This window comes from Neopararhizobium haloflavum (assembly GCF_002750855.1).
In the GTDB taxonomy this organism is placed as follows: domain Bacteria; phylum Pseudomonadota; class Alphaproteobacteria; order Rhizobiales; family Rhizobiaceae; genus Georhizobium; species Georhizobium haloflavum.
The window spans coordinates 1-19,454 of the sequence record NZ_NWUC01000013.1; the positions used below are offsets into that span (position 1 = coordinate 1).

Consider the following 19,454-nt stretch of genomic DNA (forward strand, 5'->3'; position numbering starts at 1 on the left):
GCGCGAGCATGAGCGCGTTCTTTTTCTGGAAGTGGCTCCTTTGAGAGCGAGCGTGAAGCTGGCAGCTCCGCAGCCATTGAGAGGATGAGTCAATGTCACATCTCCCCGAACCCGGACCGGAAACACTCGCTTCCCGCAATTCCGAAGGCGAACACAGCCGGACTTCAATCAGGAAGGTTCTTGCTGCGGCAATTCGCAGCTGGCGGCAGAAGAAGGCCATCGCCATCATCCAGTCACTCGACGATCGGCAGCTCAATGACATCGGCGTCCAGCGCGTTGAGATTCCCTGGGCGGTCGCTGAGTTGTTTCATTCGGAATCTGACGGTCGGCCCGGTCATGGCAAAGGGCATGACGGTCGTTGTCGCGATACGATGAATGACCCAACGTCGAACGTCGTCGAATTTCGAGGACGGTGTTGCTCCGAGCCAAAACCATGAGCTTGAGTGCACGCCGAACGAACCGATGTCGGCATTCATGTGCTTGCGCTGATGCCCTCAAGTGAAGTCGCCTGACTGATCCCCGCCCGCAGGCAGATCTCCGTAACAGGGAACCCGGCCGCTTCCTGCATCTAAAGGAACGCCTTCTGCGCGTACGAAAACCTCGATGTCTTCATCATGATCCGCTCGTCCCAGCCAAGGTACCTTCGCGAGGAAAACTCGAGTTCAGCAAGGTCCAGCGCTCAGGGATCAGAGCACGTGCGTTCTTTTTGCTGAGCAAACGCCTCAGACATAATAGATGCCAGCGTCGATCTCACTCGCCAGATTTTCCTTATTCTCATCGGCCTCGGCGAAGTTCGCCAGCATCGCCGCACGGTCCGCCCCGGCACCGATCTGCTGCGCCCAATACGCGATCCCTTCCGCCTCCCCGGCACGGTCAAGGATATTTTGATAGAGCATCTCGACGAACGCCTCATCATCCTCGAGCGCGCCGAACTTGCCCTGGAACTCCTCGGATTTGAGGAAAAGCGCGGCCATCGCGACGAAATTGCCGTCACCTTCTTCCAGATGGCGAACCCAGAAGCCGAGCCCAGCCGGATCCGGATCACGGTCGAACGCGGCTTCATATAGGCGATAGGCCTTCCCCGCATGTCCGTCTGCGTCGAAATCGAGCGTGCCGTCCTCAAAATCGAGGCGTGCCTTCTCATTCTTTTCGATGACCAGTATGACTGCTGGATTTTCGATCGTCCGGGCACCCGTCTCTGGGTCGATCGTAATCGTCACCTGCTTCGATTTACCAGGCAGGACGACGATCTCGGATCCGCTGTCGTCGGATGGTTCATCGTCACCCGGCTCTTCGTCGCTGCCAGTATCCGATTCGTCGACCGGCTCATCGTCCGCCAGATCATCGTCATCGCTGTCGTCGGACGCGTCCTCGTCTACCGAGTGGTCACCGTCGACAGCGTTATCGTCAGACGGATCATCGTCGACTACAATTGGGTCATCCGGAAGCTCGTCCTCCAAAGTCGTATCGCCGAAAACCGGATGCCGCAAAAACTTGACCATGATGTTGACCCCAATCGTTCAAACTCCGCCCACTCAAACACTATGCATCTTGCCGGATTGTGAATGCGATCGGCGGCATTTGAACGACTGCAGTCCCTATGTGGGAAACTGGCTTTGCGCCTATCATAGATGGTGAAGCGATGATCACACTCGATCCATGCAATTTCTCTTCGCCATACTGCTGGTCATCCCCCCAACCGCGCTCTCCGTTTTCGTGCAGCACATCACTGGCCTATGGGTATTCTGATGATGCTCTAGCGCTACCAGCGCTTGCGCTCTGCGGTCGCTTCCAGCGAGTCCAGTTCAGTAGCGTTGTTCAGAACAGCCGCCATTCTGCAACCGACCTCACCATTGGAAATAAGCGACTGTTCAACGTCATTCCAGACTGGTCGTTGAGAAGGAGGCGGCGCTCGAACGCGCCGCCCCACATTGATCAGACCAGCCGTTCAATTGCCGTGTAGGTGCCGCTCGTCCTGATGGTCAGCGACACGGTTTCGTCTCCCCGATTTCGCCAGAACCAGCCATGCTTTCCTCTAAATGCGGCCGTGAGTTGTCCCTGGTCGGAGGCAACTGATCGGCCCTTCTCGTAACTGATGCTCTGGCCTCCACCGTCGCCATGTGTGTCGTAGTTGACCGCACCGCCTTCAGAGACAGCCCAGGCGAAGGCCGCCACTTCGCCCTCCACCATCGTCAATTTGATTTCCGCACCTTCGCCCGGCTCAAGCGTGATGGTCATTTCATCCTCTCGCATCTCGGCAGCCTGCGCGGCCGCAGGTGAAATCAGAAGTCCCGTCAGGGATCTCAAGAGTGAAGACTGCTCGTCCGGCACGCTGGGGGGCGGTGGTGGCGCGACAGGCGCAACGGAAGGCAATTCTGCCGCATTCTGTTCGACTGACCGGTTGACGCCTTCGGTGCCAGACGGGACGACCGTTCGATTGGCGGCGTTTATCGCCGCGTCCTGCTCAGCTTCTTCGGCGAGCTGCATCTTGATCTCGCCCATCTCGGTAAGATTGAGCGCACTGCCGACCCCTGTCGGGTCGATACCGTATTCGGATGGCAGGACAACCGTCACCAAAAGTGCAGATGCGGTGACGAGCGCGATGCCGGTCGAGCGAAGAAGCCTGGCCGTCGAGGGCAGTTCGGCGCGTGTGGGCATATCACTGTTATACATGAGAAAAAGTCCTTCAGTTCAGGATTGGGTCACGAAGAAGCCGGTGATCTGATAGCCGACGAGCATAAAGCCCGCGACCATCATGGCGACGTTGGCGGTGTAGGCATGACGGAAGAAGCTCGGCGTCCTGCGCCAGAACCCCATCACGATGAGGATTGCTCCAAGCGCCAGGAGTTGGCCAATTTCGACTCCAACATTGAAGGCGAGGAGGTTGGGCAGGAGTCCATCGGCGGCGATGTCGTACTCGAGGATCTTGGTCGACAGACCAAAGCCGTGGAACAGACCGAAGATTAGAGTCGCCGCCTTGGTATTCGGCTGGAACCCGAACCAGCGTTGGTAGGCCCCCATATTGTCGAGAGCCTTATAGACGACCGACAGACCGATAATGGCATCTATGATGTAACTGTTGATGCCGACATTGAAATAAACGCCGAGCAGCATGGTCGATGAATGCCCGATGGCGAACAGCGTCACGTAAATGGCGATGTGCTCCATCCGGTAAAGGAAGAAGATCACACCGAGCAGGAAAAGGATGTGATCGTATCCCGTGACCATGTGCTTGGCACCGAGATAGATGAACGGGATGAGGTTCACCCCGCTGATTTCCTGAATGTACCCCTGGTCGCCCGCCGTAACGGCATGCGCCCATGCCGATCCGGCAAAAGCCAGCATCAGCAGGAATGCGAGCGTGCTCGCAGTCAGTGGCGATGCGAGTGCACGAGGCAAACGCAAACGCCCTGAAACAGGCAGAATGTGCATTGGAAACTTCCACGTTTGATGTCGTTCGATTCCCGCGCGAAGGCGGCGTCAAACATCAGGCCCGTGGCGGCCTCTCAATCTCGTAAGGGCGCGCATGCGGCCTATCGTCGGGCACAGGCTTGGCCCATAAGGCCTGCCTGGTCATCTGGACTGTCACGAAGGGCGGCGGGGATGCGGGCGTGTCATGGGCGTGGTCGGTCGCATTGTGTCCGTGCAAATGGCCGGTGTACTGCTCATCCCACGCACCATCATCGTGAACGTGACCGTGCTCTTGAATCTCACGCTCCAGCGCTTTGTGCCGTTCGGCTTCCACCATCGCCGCCTGCCATGGATCATGTGCGCTTGAACTGCCCACAGGCATGGCGACGAGCGCCAGCACCATCACGAGTGCGACGGCGGCTCTGCGGACGGCGCTGACAACATGAAAACGCATGCGCTAGAGATATCCCCCTTTGACTAACAAGTCGTTTCGCTTAATTCGATGGCAAGAAAATGGCGTTGTCATATCCTCCCCTCGGGGATAGGTTATCGAGATGATCAACCAAGCGCATGCATCCCATCCCGATATCGTCAAACGGCTGAGGCGCGCCGAAGGGCACCTGCGCAGCATCGTCACCATGATCGAGGCAGGCAGGCCTTGTCTCGATGTCGCCCAGCAGATGCAGGCTGTCGAAAAGGCCGTCCAGCAGGCCAAGCGCACCTTCATCCAGGATCATATCGACCATTGCCTGGATCTTCCGGACGTGACGGTGCCGAGAGCTCACAAGCAAGTCTTCGACGAGTTCAAGGCCATCGCGAAGTATCTCTGAACAGGTTGGCTTCATGCTCGGCGTTCTCTCCCACCGGACCTACCGCCATCTCTTCTTGGCGCAAGTGATCGCGCTTCTCGGAACGGGGCTCGCGACGGTCGCGCTCGGCCTTCTGGCCTACGACCTCGCAGGGGAGCAGGCTGGGGCGGTGCTGGGTACGGCTCTGGCGATCAAGATGGTCGCCTATGTAGCGATAGCCCCTGTCGCCGGAGCGTTTGCCGAACGTCTGCCGCGCAGGACACTTCTCGTCGCTCTCGATGTCGTGCGGGCGGGCGTGGCGCTCATCCTGCCCTTCGTCACGGAGGTCTGGCAGGTCTACATCCTCATATTCCTTCTTCAGGCGGCGTCGGCCAGCTTCACGCCGACGTTTCAGGCGACCATTCCGGACATCCTGCCCGATGAAAAGGAATACACAAATGCACTTTCGCTCTCGCGGCTGGCCTATGATCTGGAAAACCTGATCAGCCCCACGCTGGCGGCTGTCGCGCTGGCTTTCGTTTCGTTCCACGCTCTATTCCTAGGGACGGTAGTTGGTTTCCTTGCCTCGGCGCTTCTCGTGGTTTCGGTTCTTCTGCCCAGCCCCAAGCCGACCGACAGGCGCGGCATCTACGACCGCACGACGCGCGGCAGCCGCATTTATCTCGCCACCCCGAGGCTTCGCGGCTTGTTGGCGATCTGCCTGTCGGTGGCGGCCGGAGGAGCAATGGTCATTGTCAACACGGTGGTTCTCGTTCAGGGCGCTCTCGGGCTCGACCAGCGCGCCGTCGCCTTGGCGCTTGCCGCTTTCGGCGGAGGCTCGATGATCGCCGCGCTGACCTTGCCGCGCCTGCTCGACCGGTTCGCGGACCGCACGGTCATGCTGACCGGCGTGCTCGCGTTGGCGCTTGGCCTCGCGGTGGGACCGCTGATCTCGTCCTTCGAAGCCCTGATGGCGATCTGGCTGTGTCTCGGGGTCGGCTATTCGGTCGCTCAGACGCCGTCTGGACGACTGCTGCGGCGCTCGGCAAAGCCAGGAGACCGGGCGGCCGTCTTTGCCGCCCACTTCGCGCTATCGCACGCCTGCTGGTTACTGACCTACCCGTTCGCCGGTTGGTTCGGGGCGGTAGTTGGCCTCGCGCCGACATTCCTCGTGCTGTCGGGAACCGCTCTTGCCGGACTCCTGCTCGCCTTCCGGCTCTGGCCAGCCGATGACAGCGACGTCATCGAACACACGCATGACGACCTGCCGCCGGACGATCCGCATCTGCAGGAAGGGCATCACCTCGGTCGTCACCGCCATGCCCATATCTTCATGATCGACAATCTGCATCACGAATGGCCGCGCGAGCGATGACTGCGGCAGCCTCATCAGATGGATGATCTCGGAGCCTACGGCGGTCTGTTCCTCACCGCCTTTGTTGCAGCAACTCTGGTTCCGGCGGGATCGGAAGCCGTCCTCGTCGGCCTCCTGCTGACAGACCGTTTCGATCCCTTGGGATTGCTGACGGCTGCGAGCATCGGCAACGTGCTTGGCTCCTGCGTCAATTTCCTCATCGGCCGCTTTGCCAACGAGCTGCGCGACAAACGATGGTTTCCCGTGAGCGAGCGGGCGCTGGATCGGGCGTCATTGTGGTATGGTCGCTACGGGAAATGGACGCTGCTCTTGAGCTGGCTGCCGGTAATCGGAGATCCGCTGACCGTCGTCGCCGGACTGCTGAGAACACCCTTCGTAACCTTTCTCGTCCTGGTCACGCTCGCCAAGGCCACGCGTTACGGTCTCCTGATGATGGCCACATTGAACTGGTCGTAGGATGTGATGCTCCAGACACTCATCGACCTTCAGCGGGAGATATACACCGCCTTCGCGGACTACATCAGAGCCTTCTCCGAGGACGGCAACTGGCTCGCCTTTGCAGGCTTCCTTCCGATGGCAATTGTTTTTGGAGCCGTCCACGCGCTGACGCCAGGCCACAGCAAGGCTGTACTGGCGACTTATCTGGTGGGGTCGCATTTTTCTCTTGTTCGCGGTCTCGGCATCTCATTGGCACTGTCGGCAACGCATGTGAGCATGTCTATCCTGATCGCTGTCTTCTCCCTGCCACTGGTCTCCATCGCGTTCGGCAGCATTGGACGCGCGCCGCTGCTCGAAGATATCAGTCGAGGCATGCTCCTGCTGATCGGGCTTTGGATGATGATGCGCGCGATCAGAGGATCATCGCACGACCAAACCGGCGGCCGTGGGATCGCTGCTGGCGTCGCCGCCGGTTTGATCCCTTGTCCGCTGACACTCTTTGTCATGACCTTCGCGATGAGCTTGGGAGTTATCGAAGCAGGACTCGCATTCGCGTTGATGATGTTGGCTGGCGTCGCCCTTACGCTTTCGATTGTTGCTGTCTGTGCACTCACCTTCCGCGATGGACTGGTGAGTTTCGCGCAAAGATCAACCCACCAGCTCTACACGCTCGGGCGCTTGCTGGAAGGCGGAGCTGGCGTGAGCCTCACAGCGGTCGGGATCGCGACGCTCTTCCACGTAAGCTAGCCAGTCGTCTCGTGTGACATTTTAATCACCCGAAGGGGTAATGCCCTCCAAATTGAGCACCCTTCTACCAATGGAAAGTGAAGCTCCACATCGTTAGAGAAGGTCGCGCAAGAAGGTTCGATCCCGCCCGAGAGCCTCTGTTTTTCATAGAGAGGTGTCGCATGCATCAAACCACGCCAATTGATCTTCAACGGCAGTTCTGGAATCGCTGGAACACCACTCACCGCGAAGCATCCATTCAGGACGTGTCGCTTCGCCAAGGCGATGTCGTTCGGGACTGGTTCAACGCGCTCGGTCGCAACGATCAAGCCATTCTCGAGGTGGGGTGCGGGAGCGGATGGCTGTGCGGGCAGCTGTTGTCTTTCGTCCAGGTGACGGCGACAGACCTGTCGGATGAGGTGCTTGACCGTGCTCACCTCCGCAATCCGCAAGTGCGGTTCGTCGCGGGCGATTTCATGGAGATCGATTTCGGCACAAAAATCTTCGACGTGATCGTCACCTTGGAGGTGTTATCGCATGTCCGTGACCAGAAGGCCTTCGTCCACAAGCTGGCGTCCCATCTCAAGCCTGGCGGATATCTCATGATGGCGACACAGAACAGAACAGTTCTCCAGCGTTTCAATGCAATAGCGCCACCGGCGCCCGGACAGTTGCGCCGCTGGGTCGATGCCGATGAGCTTCAGACCCTGCTCGCCGATGATTTCGAGATACTGGAGCTCTTCTCTGTCTTCCCGAAAGCCAACAAGGGCGTGATGCGCGTGGTAAACTCGCGCAAACTCAATCTGCCGATCCGCTTATTGCTGGGCACCCGCGTGGAACGACTGAAAGAGCGCCTTGGCCTCGGATGGACTTTGATGGCGCTGGCAAAGCGCGCTGGTCCAGTTGATACTCACTCAGACTGAGGGCTTTTTCCAATCTCTGATCGCTGATTGGCTTCTTGACAGTTCGATCGAGGAGCGAGATGAAAGTGCATGGGGAAATGCGGTCTCCCCACGAGGCGACAGCCCAAGCATCGCGTCCATAAACCCCTGAAACGGGAGGACGCATCATGTCATCCACAAAAGCAATCTCCGTTGACAAGCTCGCCCGTCTCGTCGGCACGCCAAAATGTCCAACACTCATCGATCTCCGGACGGAAGCCGATTTCGAGGAAGACCAGCGGCTGATCCCGTCGGCACGGCGGCGCAATGCGGACTGTCTCAAAGATTGGATTGGTTCCGTAAACGGTCCCTCAATTGTGTATTGCCAGCAAGGCCACAAGCTGAGCGAGGGCATCGGGGCGCTTCTTCGCGCCAACGGGCTCCCCGCCGAAATCCTGGAAGGAGGATTCGAGGCTTGGCGCGATGCGCATCAACCTCTCATCCCGGTGGATAAATTGGCGACGACCAAAAGCGACGGCCGGACAATATGGGTCACCCGGGCGCGCCCGAAGATCGACCGGATCGCGTGCCCCTGGCTGATACGGAGGTTCGTCGATCCCAACGCCATATTCCTGTTCGTCACCCCCAGCGAAGTCCTGGCCGTGGCCGAAAGATTTGGCGGAGCCCCGTTCGATATCGAAGGCGTCTTCTGGAGCCATCGCGGTGATCTGTGCACCTTCGACGTCATGGTCGAGGAGTTCGGCCTTTCGATAAAGCCGCTGTTGCATCTGGCGACCATAGTGCGGGGTGCGGACACTTCACGGCCGGACATTGCCCCAGAAGCCCCAGGCCTGCTGGCAGCCTCGCTTGGACTGTCGCGTATGTTCGCCGACGATCTCGACCAGCTCGATGCGGGAATGCTTCTCTACGACGCCTTTTATCGCTGGTGCAGAGACGCAACCGGCGAGACCCACAACTGGCCGCACACTCGGCCGGGAGTCTGAGATGGATCAGATTACCAAGTCCGATCCGGCGACTGCCGACAACTCTCGCCATAACATCCCCTTCAGGGAAGCGGTTAGCGTGTGGGCGCGGATTGCCGCGCTCAGCTTCGGCGGCCCGGCGGGGCAGATCGCGGTTATGCACCGCATTCTCGTCGAGGAGAAGCGATGGATCGGGGAAAGCCGATTCCTGCACGCGCTCAACTATTGCATGCTGTTGCCCGGCCCGGAGGCACAACAACTGGCGATCTATGTCGGCTGGCTTCTTCACCGGACCAAAGGCGGAGTGGTTGCGGGCGTACTCTTCATCCTTCCCGGCTTCCTGTCGATTCTCGCCTTGAGTTTCGCTTATGTCATCTATGGCGACGTCGATTTGGTCGAAGGACTGTTCTTCGGCCTTAAGGCAGCTGTCCTTGCTGTTGTGCTGCAGGCTATGTTGCGGATCGGTGGGCGCGTGTTGAAAAACCCGGCGATGGTCGCCATTGCCATCGTCGCGTTTGTTGCCATCTTCGCCTTCAATATTCCTTTCCCGGTCATCATCCTGATCGCCGGACTTATAGGATATGTCGGCGGTCGAGCGGCTTCACCGTGGTTTCGCCTCGGCGGCGGGCATGGTTCGGGTAAGGAGTCGGCGGTTCCCGATACGGACACCGCGCTCGGCAGCGGAATTCCCAACCACGCCCGCCCGAGTGTCAGTTGGTCGCTGCGCATCTCGGGAGTTCTCCTGGCTTTATGGCTGCTCCCCGTCGCCGCGCTCGTGCTTGCCCTAGGACCAGACGATGTCTTCACCCAGATCGCCGTCTTCTTCAGCCAGATGGCAGTTGTGACCTTCGGCGGGGCCTATGCCGTCCTTGGCTATGTCGCGCAGGAGGCGGTTCAGAATTTCGGCTGGCTGGAGCCAGGGGAGATGCTGGACGGGCTGGGCATGGCCGAGACGACACCCGGCCCTCTCATCATGGTAGTGCAATTCGTCGGGTTCCTTGCCGCTTACCGAGAGGCGGGTGGATCGACCCCGCTCGTCGCAGCGACCTTCGGCGCGATCCTAACGACATGGGTGACGTTCGTTCCCTGCTTCCTTTGGATTTTTCTAGGCGCGCCGTTCATCGAGAGACTGCGCGACAACGTGGCGCTCACCGGCGCGATGACGGCAATCACCGCCGCAGTCGTGGGCGTTATTGCGAACCTCACCATTTGGTTCTCGATCCACACGCTGTTCCGTGAAGTCACGATCTGGCGCCGATTGGGAACCGAAATCGAAATTCCGCTTCTCCATACGGTCGACTGGACGGCGCTCGCGCTGACCGCCGCTGCCGTGGTGGCGGTGTTCGGATTCAAGATGGGGATGATTAAGGTCCTATTTGGTTGCGCTCTGTTGGGAGCCGTGCTCTCGTTGTGACAATCGGACCAGTCAATGCCGGCGGCACTGCTGTCCCAGAACGCCCTATTCTTGGTCACCCTGCTGCTCTGCCGACTAGGCGAGTTCGACCCACCACTTCCTACAAACTAATGCGATACCGGACCACAGTTCAGACCGCTTAGTCGCTAATTCGACCTCCGCTCAGACCCCCTAGAGGATGCGCTGGACCGGGCACGCCAGGTTCAAATTAAACTCGTGAGTACACTGCTTCGCGTCGATAATCTGAAAGAAATCGACCGCGCCCATAGTCTGCAAGGATCCAATCCAGAACTGCGATCAGATTGAGACGCAGATATGTGGCCCTTTTTTAGGGCTTCGCGGGCAAGTTTGGTCCGTCGTGAGGAACCGGGTTGGCTTCGAGCTCGCTGATCAGTCGCTTCATCTCTTCGATTTCGCGAACTTGAGCTTCGATGATTTCGTCGGCCAGTTCGCGGACGCGAGGGTCGCGTATCTGGGCGCGTTTGCTGGTCATGATTGCGATGGAGTGATGCGGAATCATCGCCTTCATGTATGACACATCGCCGACCGTCTCTTGGCTACGGACCAACCATAGGCTGGCTGCGAAGACCACTGCGCTGACTGCGATGATAGCAATGTTGAGGGCAGAGTTCTCATACATCGACCACATATAAGCGAGCATGATGATCGCCATGACCGCGCCCATATAGATTGCCATCCAGGTGCGCGTCTGACTGTAAGTCACGTGGTCGATGGCATAGGTGTTGAGGTACATCAAAACGAACATCACCACCGTCGAAGTGGCGATCATCGCGAAGAAGCGGCCGTAGGTCATGTTGGAACTAGCCTCCTAATTGAAAAGCGTTGAGACGGCCATTGCTACCAACGCCATCAATAAAGGTCTGCGGCGTTGTCTCCACGCCTTGCGTTTCCATGAAGGCGTCGTTTTCGGCACGAACGGTCAACTCGTGGTGATCGATCTGATAACCTTTGCGGCGAAGAAGGTCGCGCGACTTGAGCCCAAAAGGGCAGATGTGCTCGTCGGTCGCCATGCGGTGCAGCTCGGCCCGACGTGGTGCATTTGCATCCATATCGATACTCTCCAATGGAGCAGGTGATACTTGCGCGCAACGCCGATGACCTCCGTTTGTTCACCACGAAGGATTCAAAATCCGAAATCCGAAAAACGTCACTTCTTCAGAAGAAATTTGATCGCAGCGGCCGAAACCAGCACCAACACAACGATCACCAGCAGCCAGGTTAGTCCCATGCCGAACATCATGCCGCCGCTTCCCATCTGATCCTCCATCATCGGTCTCCTCCTTCGCTCATTCGCCATCTGTCTCTTGTTGTCGAAACTTTCGCTTCTGCTTCCTCGTAGTCACTCTGACTCCGGCCATCCCCGGAACGTCCAACAAAGGGAGTGTGAAGATGAGAACGTTCATGAAGACGATCCTAGCTGCAGCAACGGCTTCGCTCGCGGTGGGCGGCATCGCCTATGCCGACCATCTCAACATCGACGTCGACGGCGCGACCATTGAAGACGGCGCGGTGGTTTTCCCGTCTGTGAAGATCGATCAGGATGGCTACGTCGTCATTCACGCCGTCGAAGATGGTGAACCAGTGGTCCCGGCGTCCATCGGTCACACCGCGGTCGCGGCCGGTGACAGTGAAAATGTCACGGTCGAGGTCGAGGGCGGAGCCATGGAAGGCACCGAATATGTCGCGATGATCCACTATGAGACCAACGACAACGGCACCTACGACTTCGCCGAAGGCATGACCGACGTCGACACCCCCGGCATGCGTCCCGACAACACGCCTTACGCGCTGCCGTTCGCCGTCGGCGGGATGTAATCCGGCTTCGGAGTTCAACTCCATCATGGGCCGCTCTGATCCCATCGCGCGGCCCATTTTTCTCGCAGGAGAATCTGAGCTTGATCTGTCGATTGGCTCACAAGGTCTCATTCGATACCATTTGCCCGCTGCAGACTGCGCACATAGTCGATGATGTCGCGAACCTCGGCTTCCGAAACGCCGTCGACTGGCTCCATGTTGCCGAATTCCCAATGATGCTGGCGGGCGCCGTTTAGAGCTGCGACAAGGAATGCGGCATCGGCGTGGTGGCTCGGTTCGTATATTCGATGCACGAGCGGTGGCCCGACGCCTTCCCGCCCCGCTGCATTCTGCCCGTGGCAGGACGCGCAGCTTTCGTCGAATGCGGCCCGGCCCCGCTCTGCCTGGCGTGGCAACTCAGGCACGGTGACGACCGTCATGGCCTTGCCGGAAGCGGGAGGACCTGAAGTCTGCATTGCCAAGAAGATGCCGAGGCCGACCAGCCCAACCGCAGCGCTGAGAGCGATCCCGTGTGCGTGGCTCAATGCGCTTCCCCGGCAAGGGTCTCGATGATCGGACAATCCGGCCGACCGTCGCCATGGCAATTCTGGGCAAGATGAAAAAGCGTCGCCCTCAGCGCATTCAGTTCTTCGATTTTCCGGTCGACCTGATCGATCTTCTCCAACGTCATCGCTTTCACATCCGCGCTTGCACGGTTCTTGTTGTCATAGAGTGAAAGCAGATGCCTGCATTCCTCAATGGTGAAGCCGAGGCTCCGCGCCCTCTGGAGGAAGCGCAAGCGATGGATGTCTTGGACCGAATAGTCCCGATAGCCATTCTCGGCCCGCGTTGGCCGGATAAGGTTGATGTCCTCATAGTAGCGGATGGTTTTGGGCGGGAGGTTCGATTGTATGCCCGCGGTCTTGATATTCATGTCATTCAGCTCCCAGCTTCACTGCACGAAGGCGCAGCGCGTTGGAGATCACCGAGACCGAGGAGAGGCTCATCGCGGCGGCGGCGATCATCGGCGAGAGAAGTGTTCCCGTGACCGGATAGAGAATACCGGCTGCAATCGGTACGCCCGCCGCGTTGTAGACAAAGGCGAGGAACAGGTTCTGCTTGATGTTCGCAAGCGTCGCCCGCGCCAGATGGCGGGCCTTGACGATGCCGTTGAGATCGCCGCGCAGAAGGGTGATCCCGGCGCTTTCGACGGCAACGTCCGCGCCCGTTCCCATGGCGATCCCGACCTCGGCGGCGGCGAGCGCGGGTGCATCATTGACGCCGTCGCCCGCCATCGCAACCTTGCGGCCCGCACGGTGAAGCTCGTCGACGAGCGCCTTCTTGTCTTCAGGCAGCACGCCAGCGCGAACCTCATCAATGCCGAGATTTTCGCCAACGGCACGCGCGGTCGTCTCATTATCGCCGGTTGCCATGATGATGGTGAGCCCTGCGTCGTGCAGCGCCTTGATGGCGGCCGCCGTGGTTTGCTTGATCGGATCGGCGACGGCGACGAGACCGGCGAGCGTGCCGTCGACAGCAACATACATCGCCGTCTTGCCCTCGCGGCGGAGCTGGTCGGCCGCCTCGTCACCGGCCACGGTCGAACCGCCGGATGTCTCCATCATAGCGCGGTTACCCAGCACGACTGAGCGTCCGTCAACGCTGCCCTTGACGCCCTTTCCGGTGACGGCCTCGAAATCGGCGGCCGCTGATACCTCTACGCCGCGCCCTGAAGCGCCCGTGACGATGGCATCGGCGAGCGGATGTTCCGACCCCTTTTCCAGCGCGGCAGCGAACCGAAGCACATCGTCTTCCTTCATGCCGCCGAGCGCGACGACATCGGTGAGCCTGGGCTTGCCCTCGGTCAATGTGCCGGTCTTGTCGACCACCAGCGTGTCGACGCGCGCCATGCGTTCGAGTGCCTCGGCGTCCTTGATCAGGACGCCCGCCTGCGCGCCTCGGCCGGTCGCCGTCATGATCGACATCGGTGTCGCGAGGCCGAGGGCGCAGGGGCAGGCTATGATGAGGACCGAGACGGCCGAGACGATGGCGAAGGTGAAGGCGGGTGTCGGTCCGACGATGAGCCATATGGCGAAGGACGCGATAGCGACCGCGACGACCGTCGGCACGAAGATGGCGGCAACCCTGTCAGCGAGCCCCTGGATCGGAGCACGGGAGCGTTGCGCCGAGGACACCATCTCGACGATGCGCGCGAGCATCGTCTCGTCGCCGACCTTCGCCGCCTCGATTAGGAGACCGCCATTTCCGTTGATCGTTCCGCCGGTGACGTGGTCACCCCCCGTCTTCTCGACGGGGACCGGCTCGCCGGTGATCATGCTCTCGTCGACCGACGAGCGGCCCTCGATGACGATGGCGTCGACCGGCACGCTCTCGCCGGGGCGCACACGCAGGCGATCGCCCTCTACGATATTTTCCAGCGGCGCGTCGTATTCATCACCGTTCGGCGTCACGCGGCGGGCCGTTTTCGGGGCAAGGTTGAGCAGCGCGCGGATGGCGTCGCCGGTGCGTTCGCGGGCGCGCAGTTCCAGCACCTGGCCGACGAAGACAAGCGCGACGATGACGACAGCCGCCTCGTAATAGATGGGCACATGCCCACCCATGCGCATGGCATGCGGGAACAGCCCCGGCAGGAACGTGGCCACCACACTGTAGGCATAGGCCGCGCCGACGCCGAGCATGATCAGCGTCCACATGTTGAACTTACGCGTCTTGAGCGACGTCCAGCCGCGATGGAAGAAGGGGCGCGCGGCCCAAAGGACGACCGGCGTTGCCAGCAGGAATTCAACGTACAACGCGACCGTTTCGCCCATGAAACTTCTGACGGGAAGGCCGATCATGGACCCCATAGCGATGATCAGAAGCGGCACGGCTGCCGCAGCGCTCACCCACATGCGCCGCGTGAAGTCGATGAGTTCGTGGTTGGGTTCATCGGATGCGCCGGCCATCGGCTCCAGCGCCATGCCGCAGATCGGACATGTGCCGGGACCTTCCTGGACGATCTCCGGGTCCATCGGGCAGGTATAAAGATTGCTCTTTGGCTTTCCTTCCCTCTTCCTCGCCCTGTTGCCGGAGAGGTAGAAATAGGGATCGGCCTCGAAACGGTCGTGGCACTTCTGTGAGCAGAAATGCCAGGTCTCGCCCTTCCAGTCGAAGGACGGCTTGCCCGCATCGAGCTTCACCGTCATTCCGCAGACGGGATCGATGGCTTCACCAGGACCAGCGGCCCTCACGGGTTCGTCGTGGCCGTGTCCCGAGCAGCAACCTTCATGGTCCTGGTCACTCTTTTGAGGATAATGATGGTCGTGTCCGCAAGACGACGGATTGGTGCTGGCCCTGGAAGTTTCCGGTGTCATATCGGCATCTCCGATTTTCACTGGAGATCAAGGTAATGTTTCCAGTGACTGGAATGTCAAGAAGGCGCCTCGATATAGCCGAGTGCTGACCAAATCTCCGCATCGGTCGACATTCTTTTACAATGGGGCATCAGTGACTTATAGCAACCAAGACCAACAGCCTCGGCAATCCCCTACTTGATACTCGGGGACACTAATTCGCCGGCGGATGACGCCAGGTGTGGTCAATTTCGCTGTGCGACGGCACTGGATGGTATCCATCCTGATCGCGCATTTTCCAATCGGATTCGCAGTCCAGGTCGGCACCATGGCAGTTGGCAAAGCTGTTGGCGTAAACATCTGCTCCGAGCATCAACTGCGTCCTCCCAGACCAATGCCCGCTACAAACCCCGAGCGATCCGGGAGGCATTCCTGGGATCGCTCTCGACGCCGATGGTAGTGTATGCCGGTCAGTGATGGTTCGCATAGTCGTTATTATTTGATGGAGACCTGCCGGTGGCTGGATCAGGGCATCGATGGCCCGCGTGATATCCGGCAGCAAACTTTGTCCGCAAACAGCTATAGACCACTCATTGCAATCAACTCACCGATGATGAGCACCACAGCGATCGCCATCGCTCCAAACAAGATGGCTCGCCAGTAACCTCCAAGACGCATTCCTCACTCCTTTGGCCCTGCCCCCAGCCTTAAGGCAAAGGCAGGCGCGCGCTCGTCTCTAACGCACGAGCCTCAATGGCACCAGATCGTTGCCGATCTCGGCAAATGCGTTGCGAAGCGCCGTCGTGTCGGATGCCATGTGGAAATCTGCGGGGTTGGAAGCGCAGGCGCGGAACATGTCCTGCACCCCCTTGTCGGTTTCTTTGTAGAGCACGGTGAAGATATGGATACCTTGCTTCTTCATGCGCTCACACATTTGGAGGGTCCACTCATTGAGCTTCTTCTCGGCATCCCCCTGGCTGCTGACGCCGGCGATCCGCTGGTCGGCAAGGAAGCCATAGGAACTGTAGTCGGATTTGTTGATCGTGTTGCTGGCACCGTAGGAGACATTGCGACCATCGGTCATCAGCACCACGAACTTGCCGACATTCTCCGGGTCGTGAGCGGCAGCCTGGGTGTAAGGCGGCTCTGGCGAGATCACCCGCCAGCCCCATGCCAGACCCTCGGCGATGTTGGTGCCCGACCCATTCCAGAACTTCATGGCATTGACGCCGGCTCGCACCGCGTCGAGATCGGCGGTCAGCGCGACAATCGGCGTCGGGCATGAGCGATTGGGCCCGCGGGACAATGATTTGCCTTCCTCCACGGATCTGACGGTAGGCTCGATATACTTGACGATCGATCGCTGCACCTTCTGCTCGCTGCCGGTCACGACATCGTTCAGCCAGGTGTTGTTGAACCACTTGGCGTCGTTGCCGCCGGTGAATGAGGACCCGCCCGGCTCGTCCGGCGCAAAATAGGGAACAAAGAGCGTATCCGGATTGGCTGGATTCGGTTCGGTCAGATCAAGGTTGAGCGGATAAGGCCGCGCCTCGACGCACCCTTTCCACTGCGTGCCGGATGCACTGAACAGTTCCATCTGGTGCGGATAGTCGATCTGGGCTTGGGCGATGAGATCACAAGCAGATCGCTTCCCCTCTGCTTCATCACTTTCTCCCTGATTTTTGCATGCGACAGCGTAGTCCTCTTCCCATTTGGTCGGCTGTCCCTTCGAACGGCGCTGGCGTTCAGCAGGATCAAGGAAGGTCCAGCCATTGTAGAGCGCCCCGCCTTCGGTATCGATCCACTCCGGATCGAAGCCATCGCCCTTCACATTGACAGCGGTCACGAAGGGCACCAAAGCTGCCTTGATGTCTTTGCCTTCACCGCTGGCCTCAATGGTGTTGAGTAGGCCGAGCGCTGCTCCTTTCAGCGTATCGATGCCGCCCTGCCCCATTGAACCGGTGTTATCCAGCACCATGGTGAGTTCGACCTTCCGCGTCGACTGTGCAGCAGCGGCGATGATGTGAAGGATCTGCTCTTCGGCCTGGCCGAGAACCAGTGTGTCGATGCGTGCTATGGCTTCCCCGGTGACCTCGAGCGAATTGAGACGTTCGTCGATCGTCAGGCTGCTCGACAGGAGATGAACCGAGCCTTGCGATTGCAATGAGGCGTTCAGCATGTCCTCGAACATGCTGTTGCGCTCCTCATCGCTAAGAGCCTTGCGTGTGGCGGCGAGAACAGCCGCATCCGTGATGTTCTGCAACTCCGTCTTCACCTGGCGCAGGTGAACAAGGTCAACCGCAACACCAACGGCCCCGACCATGACAGGCAGGGCGAACGCGGTGAGGACCGCGAAGTTGCCACGCCGGCATCTCAGCAACGAACCAAACATCCAACACCCCCAAAGCAAGAAAAATCCCTGCGAGGAATATGCAGATTCAGATACTAAAGAACGTGTTAACCCGCTTCCGCATGATGCAACGCGGTTGACAATGCGTGAACGGCGCGGGCCTTGCCACACCGCAGATGGGCAAACCAACTTGTAGTCCTAAGCCTCCGGTTGGAACGACCACCAGCACGAGCAAACGCGCAGCTGCAGCGGCTCCCGACATCGTGACAAAACTGGCATAAACTGTAAAAGACGCGGAGTTAGGCTGGCGGTCGATGCATGGTAGTTGTTGCGCCGCGCCGCCACTGTCGAGATCATGGCGTTGGAGTGATGTCGGAGGCTCTTTTAGTCTTCTCCTTGCCGGGGGGGGGTAAAAGAGTGGCAGCAGAGAAATTGATCGGCTATCCATATCCACTATTGTGAAGGTTCGGCAGGAGAAGTCGTGGGGCGCTGACGAAGATGACGGTAGGAGAACTGATTGCACGCTTGTCTGAGCTACCGGACGACGCGCCTGTGCTGACGATTGGCCGCTTCGGCGCTGGCTTTACCGACATCACGTTCCTTGAAATGGTGTCTGTCGTTAAGATTGAAGGGAGTGGCACGTTCGACTTTCTCGAGGCAAATCATCCCTGGGCGCGTCATTCGATTGGAGCCAGAATAGCAGCGGTTGCCATCGGGGTGCAGCCTTATTGACCATCCCATGCCTTCTGACTTGGGCAAAGTAAACGCCGACCTTTATGGGTTCCTGACCTGCAAACCCAATAGCATCGTCGGCGCGGTTCACCTGAAGGCCATGCCGGTCATCCTCACGACTGCTGAAGAGATAGAAGTCTGGCTGCGGGCCGAATGGTCCGAGGCGGCAAGCCTGCAGCGTCCACTGCCCGATAACGCAATTCAGTTCGTCGCCGCGGGAGCGTGGCAGGATGGAAGCGATCCTTGAGAAAGACATCTCTATGGTCAGACAACCGCGACGCACGAAGCGTAAGCTTGAGGACCAACGTCGGGTGCTAGGCGTCTCCGATCCATCTACCGGAACGAGGCACCTTGGCTGCGTGAAATCGATGAGAATGCTGGAAGCGCCGTCGTAATCAACGCAGCAAGAGCACGCAGCGTGTCGCGTCAAGTCAGCTGATATTGAGGTAAGAGGGATCGAAGTGGCCGGCCTCGTAAAGGCCGTCCAGGTCGAGGATGATGATCGCTCCTCCCGAAACAGCGATCAGGCCCAATCGGCGCAGTTCACTCAGGGTTCGGTTCGCATGCACGACCGAGATTGCCAGGCAGTCTCCAATCAATTGCTGCGTCAATGGCAATGCAAAACGATCACCATCGATAACCTTCGCTTGGCGGAGGCGGAAATGCATCTCGCAGATCAGGTGCGCCATACCTTCAACGGCGTTTCTATGGCCGACATTGGTCGTCCACTCGCGTTGAATAGCCTCGATCTCGAATGTCGCTACCTGCATGGCCCTGTCGATCGAGGAGGACGTCTCAAGCGTCCGCTTCATCGTCTTTCGGTCGATCACCGAAACCTCGCAGCGCGTCAGTGCGGTTACGGTATGATCAGCTCGCTGCACGATCGCCGGGTTGAGGCCGCAGATGTCGCCCGGTATGACCAGCCCAACGATCTGTCGATCTCCATTTTCGAGCTGCTTGGAGTGGTAAGCCCAACCGTCATAAAAGACGTGCCAGTTCTCGACGGGCTCACCTTCGCTGACAACCGAAGAGCCGCGCTCGAAAACAGTGCGGTTGGTTTCGCTTAGCCGATCCAGAACATCGCAGTCGGATTGGGAAAGGTCTGCGAAATCGCGCAATCGATAGGTGAGATGGTTCATGGAGCATCCTCGCCTGACATTGAGCCAGATAACACGCCGCTGAAGCGTC

24 protein-coding genes are annotated in these 19,454 nt (G+C 59.2%); 11 read left to right on the forward strand and 13 right to left on the reverse strand.

The genetic code is table 11. The features are described 5' to 3' along the window. Positions 1-226 (reverse strand): hypothetical protein (locus CN673_RS21385; RefSeq protein ID WP_245410008.1); only part of this gene is annotated, 226 nt, incomplete at its 3' end. Position 227: 1 nt separating this feature from the next. Between CN673_RS21385 and CN673_RS21600 the strand changes: the two genes are divergently transcribed. Next, a complete protein-coding gene (locus CN673_RS21600) occupies positions 228-437 on the forward strand; it encodes a DUF1127 domain-containing protein (protein ID WP_370853076.1) in 210 nt (69 codons plus the stop codon). Between the two features lie 285 nt (positions 438-722). Here CN673_RS21600 and CN673_RS19420 read toward each other — a convergent pair whose 3' ends face one another. The 4 genes from CN673_RS19420 to CN673_RS19435 form a co-directional block, all read right to left on the reverse strand. Beyond that, a complete protein-coding gene (locus CN673_RS19420; protein WP_099868076.1) occupies positions 723-1,502 on the reverse strand; it encodes a DUF4214 domain-containing protein in 780 nt (259 codons plus the stop codon). 433 nt (positions 1,503-1,935) lie between these two features. Then, complete coding sequence (locus tag CN673_RS19425) at positions 1,936-2,673, reverse strand: hypothetical protein (RefSeq protein ID WP_099868077.1); 738 nt, start codon at positions 2,671-2,673, stop codon at positions 1,936-1,938. Between the two features lie 18 nt (positions 2,674-2,691). Beyond that, positions 2,692-3,345 carry a HupE/UreJ family protein gene (locus CN673_RS19430; protein ID WP_245410012.1) on the reverse strand — a complete coding sequence of 218 codons (654 nt, stop codon included), beginning with the start codon at positions 3,343-3,345 and terminating at the stop codon, positions 2,692-2,694. A 142-nt stretch (positions 3,346-3,487) separates the two neighbouring features. Continuing rightward, entirely contained in the window at positions 3,488-3,865 is a 378-nt protein-coding gene (locus CN673_RS19435) for a hypothetical protein (protein ID WP_099868079.1), read from the reverse strand. Positions 3,866-3,965: 100 nt separating this feature from the next. On the opposite strand from CN673_RS19435, the gene CN673_RS19440 reads away from it, so the two are divergent. From CN673_RS19440 to chrA, 7 genes are all read left to right on the forward strand, one after another. Continuing rightward, entirely contained in the window at positions 3,966-4,241 is a 276-nt protein-coding gene (locus CN673_RS19440; protein ID WP_099868080.1) for a metal-sensing transcriptional repressor, read from the forward strand. Positions 4,242-4,254: 13 nt separating this feature from the next. Further along, the gene (locus tag CN673_RS19445) at positions 4,255-5,574 is read left to right on the forward strand and encodes an MFS transporter (RefSeq protein ID WP_099868081.1); all 1,320 of its coding nucleotides are present in this window, start codon (positions 4,255-4,257) and stop codon (positions 5,572-5,574) included. Between the two features lie 18 nt (positions 5,575-5,592). Further along, entirely contained in the window at positions 5,593-6,030 is a 438-nt protein-coding gene (locus CN673_RS19450; RefSeq protein ID WP_099868082.1) for a YqaA family protein, read from the forward strand. A gap of 6 nt (positions 6,031-6,036) precedes the next feature. After that, on the forward strand, positions 6,037-6,759 hold the full coding sequence (locus tag CN673_RS19455) for a nickel/cobalt transporter (RefSeq protein WP_099868083.1): 723 nt from the start codon (positions 6,037-6,039) through the stop codon (positions 6,757-6,759). 161 nt (positions 6,760-6,920) lie between these two features. Then, positions 6,921-7,661: a class I SAM-dependent methyltransferase gene (locus tag CN673_RS19460; protein WP_099868084.1), complete on the forward strand. Its 741-nt coding sequence runs from the start codon at positions 6,921-6,923 to the stop codon at positions 7,659-7,661. A 146-nt stretch (positions 7,662-7,807) separates the two neighbouring features. Beyond that, entirely contained in the window at positions 7,808-8,623 is an 816-nt protein-coding gene (locus tag CN673_RS19465) for a chromate resistance protein ChrB domain-containing protein (protein WP_099868085.1), read from the forward strand. Between the two features lies 1 nt (position 8,624). Then, a complete protein-coding gene (gene chrA / locus CN673_RS19470; protein ID WP_099868086.1) occupies positions 8,625-10,016 on the forward strand; it encodes a chromate efflux transporter in 1,392 nt (463 codons plus the stop codon). A gap of 328 nt (positions 10,017-10,344) precedes the next feature. On the opposite strand, the gene CN673_RS19475 is transcribed toward chrA, so the two are convergent. From CN673_RS19475 to CN673_RS21510, 3 genes are all read right to left on the reverse strand, one after another. Further along, positions 10,345-10,830, reverse strand: coding sequence for a DUF305 domain-containing protein (locus tag CN673_RS19475; protein ID WP_099868087.1), 486 nt, complete (start codon positions 10,828-10,830; stop codon positions 10,345-10,347). 7 nt (positions 10,831-10,837) lie between these two features. Beyond that, positions 10,838-11,086, reverse strand: coding sequence for a glutaredoxin domain-containing protein (locus CN673_RS19480; RefSeq protein ID WP_099868088.1), 249 nt, complete (start codon positions 11,084-11,086; stop codon positions 10,838-10,840). 98 nt (positions 11,087-11,184) lie between these two features. Next, positions 11,185-11,307 (reverse strand): hypothetical protein, encoded by a 123-nt coding sequence (locus CN673_RS21510; protein ID WP_280951209.1) that lies wholly within the window; start codon positions 11,305-11,307, stop codon positions 11,185-11,187. 119 nt (positions 11,308-11,426) lie between these two features. Here CN673_RS21510 and CN673_RS19485 point away from each other — a divergent pair, with 119 nt between their 5' ends. After that, the gene (locus CN673_RS19485) at positions 11,427-11,852 is read left to right on the forward strand and encodes a DUF7282 domain-containing protein (RefSeq protein ID WP_099868089.1); all 426 of its coding nucleotides are present in this window, start codon (positions 11,427-11,429) and stop codon (positions 11,850-11,852) included. 107 nt (positions 11,853-11,959) lie between these two features. On the opposite strand, the gene CN673_RS19490 is transcribed toward CN673_RS19485, so the two are convergent. From CN673_RS19490 to CN673_RS19505, 4 genes are all read right to left on the reverse strand, one after another. Further along, positions 11,960-12,376, reverse strand: a complete 417-nt coding sequence (locus tag CN673_RS19490) for a c-type cytochrome (protein ID WP_245410010.1) — start codon at positions 12,374-12,376, stop codon at positions 11,960-11,962. Continuing rightward, positions 12,373-12,765, reverse strand: coding sequence for a Cu(I)-responsive transcriptional regulator (cueR, locus tag CN673_RS19495; protein WP_099868090.1), 393 nt, complete (start codon positions 12,763-12,765; stop codon positions 12,373-12,375). The genes CN673_RS19490 and cueR overlap by 4 nt, the downstream gene beginning before the upstream one ends. Before the next feature lies 1 nt (position 12,766). Next, on the reverse strand, positions 12,767-15,205 hold the full coding sequence (locus CN673_RS19500) for a heavy metal translocating P-type ATPase (protein ID WP_099868122.1): 2,439 nt from the start codon (positions 15,203-15,205) through the stop codon (positions 12,767-12,769). Between the two features lie 715 nt (positions 15,206-15,920). Next, the gene (locus CN673_RS19505) at positions 15,921-17,576 is read right to left on the reverse strand and encodes a pilus assembly protein TadG-related protein (protein WP_099868091.1); all 1,656 of its coding nucleotides are present in this window, start codon (positions 17,574-17,576) and stop codon (positions 15,921-15,923) included. A 456-nt stretch (positions 17,577-18,032) separates the two neighbouring features. Between CN673_RS19505 and CN673_RS19510 the strand changes: the two genes are divergently transcribed. Both CN673_RS19510 and CN673_RS19515 read left to right on the forward strand, forming a co-directional pair. Then, on the forward strand, positions 18,033-18,266 hold the full coding sequence (locus CN673_RS19510; protein WP_099868092.1) for a hypothetical protein: 234 nt from the start codon (positions 18,033-18,035) through the stop codon (positions 18,264-18,266). Between the two features lie 7 nt (positions 18,267-18,273). Further along, positions 18,274-18,513, forward strand: coding sequence for an SOS response-associated peptidase family protein (locus CN673_RS19515; RefSeq protein ID WP_198586074.1), 240 nt, complete (start codon positions 18,274-18,276; stop codon positions 18,511-18,513). A 184-nt stretch (positions 18,514-18,697) separates the two neighbouring features. Here CN673_RS19515 and CN673_RS19520 read toward each other — a convergent pair whose 3' ends face one another. Then, positions 18,698-19,405: a Crp/Fnr family transcriptional regulator gene (locus CN673_RS19520; RefSeq protein WP_099868093.1), complete on the reverse strand. Its 708-nt coding sequence runs from the start codon at positions 19,403-19,405 to the stop codon at positions 18,698-18,700. Positions 19,406-19,454: the final 49 nt, after the last annotated feature.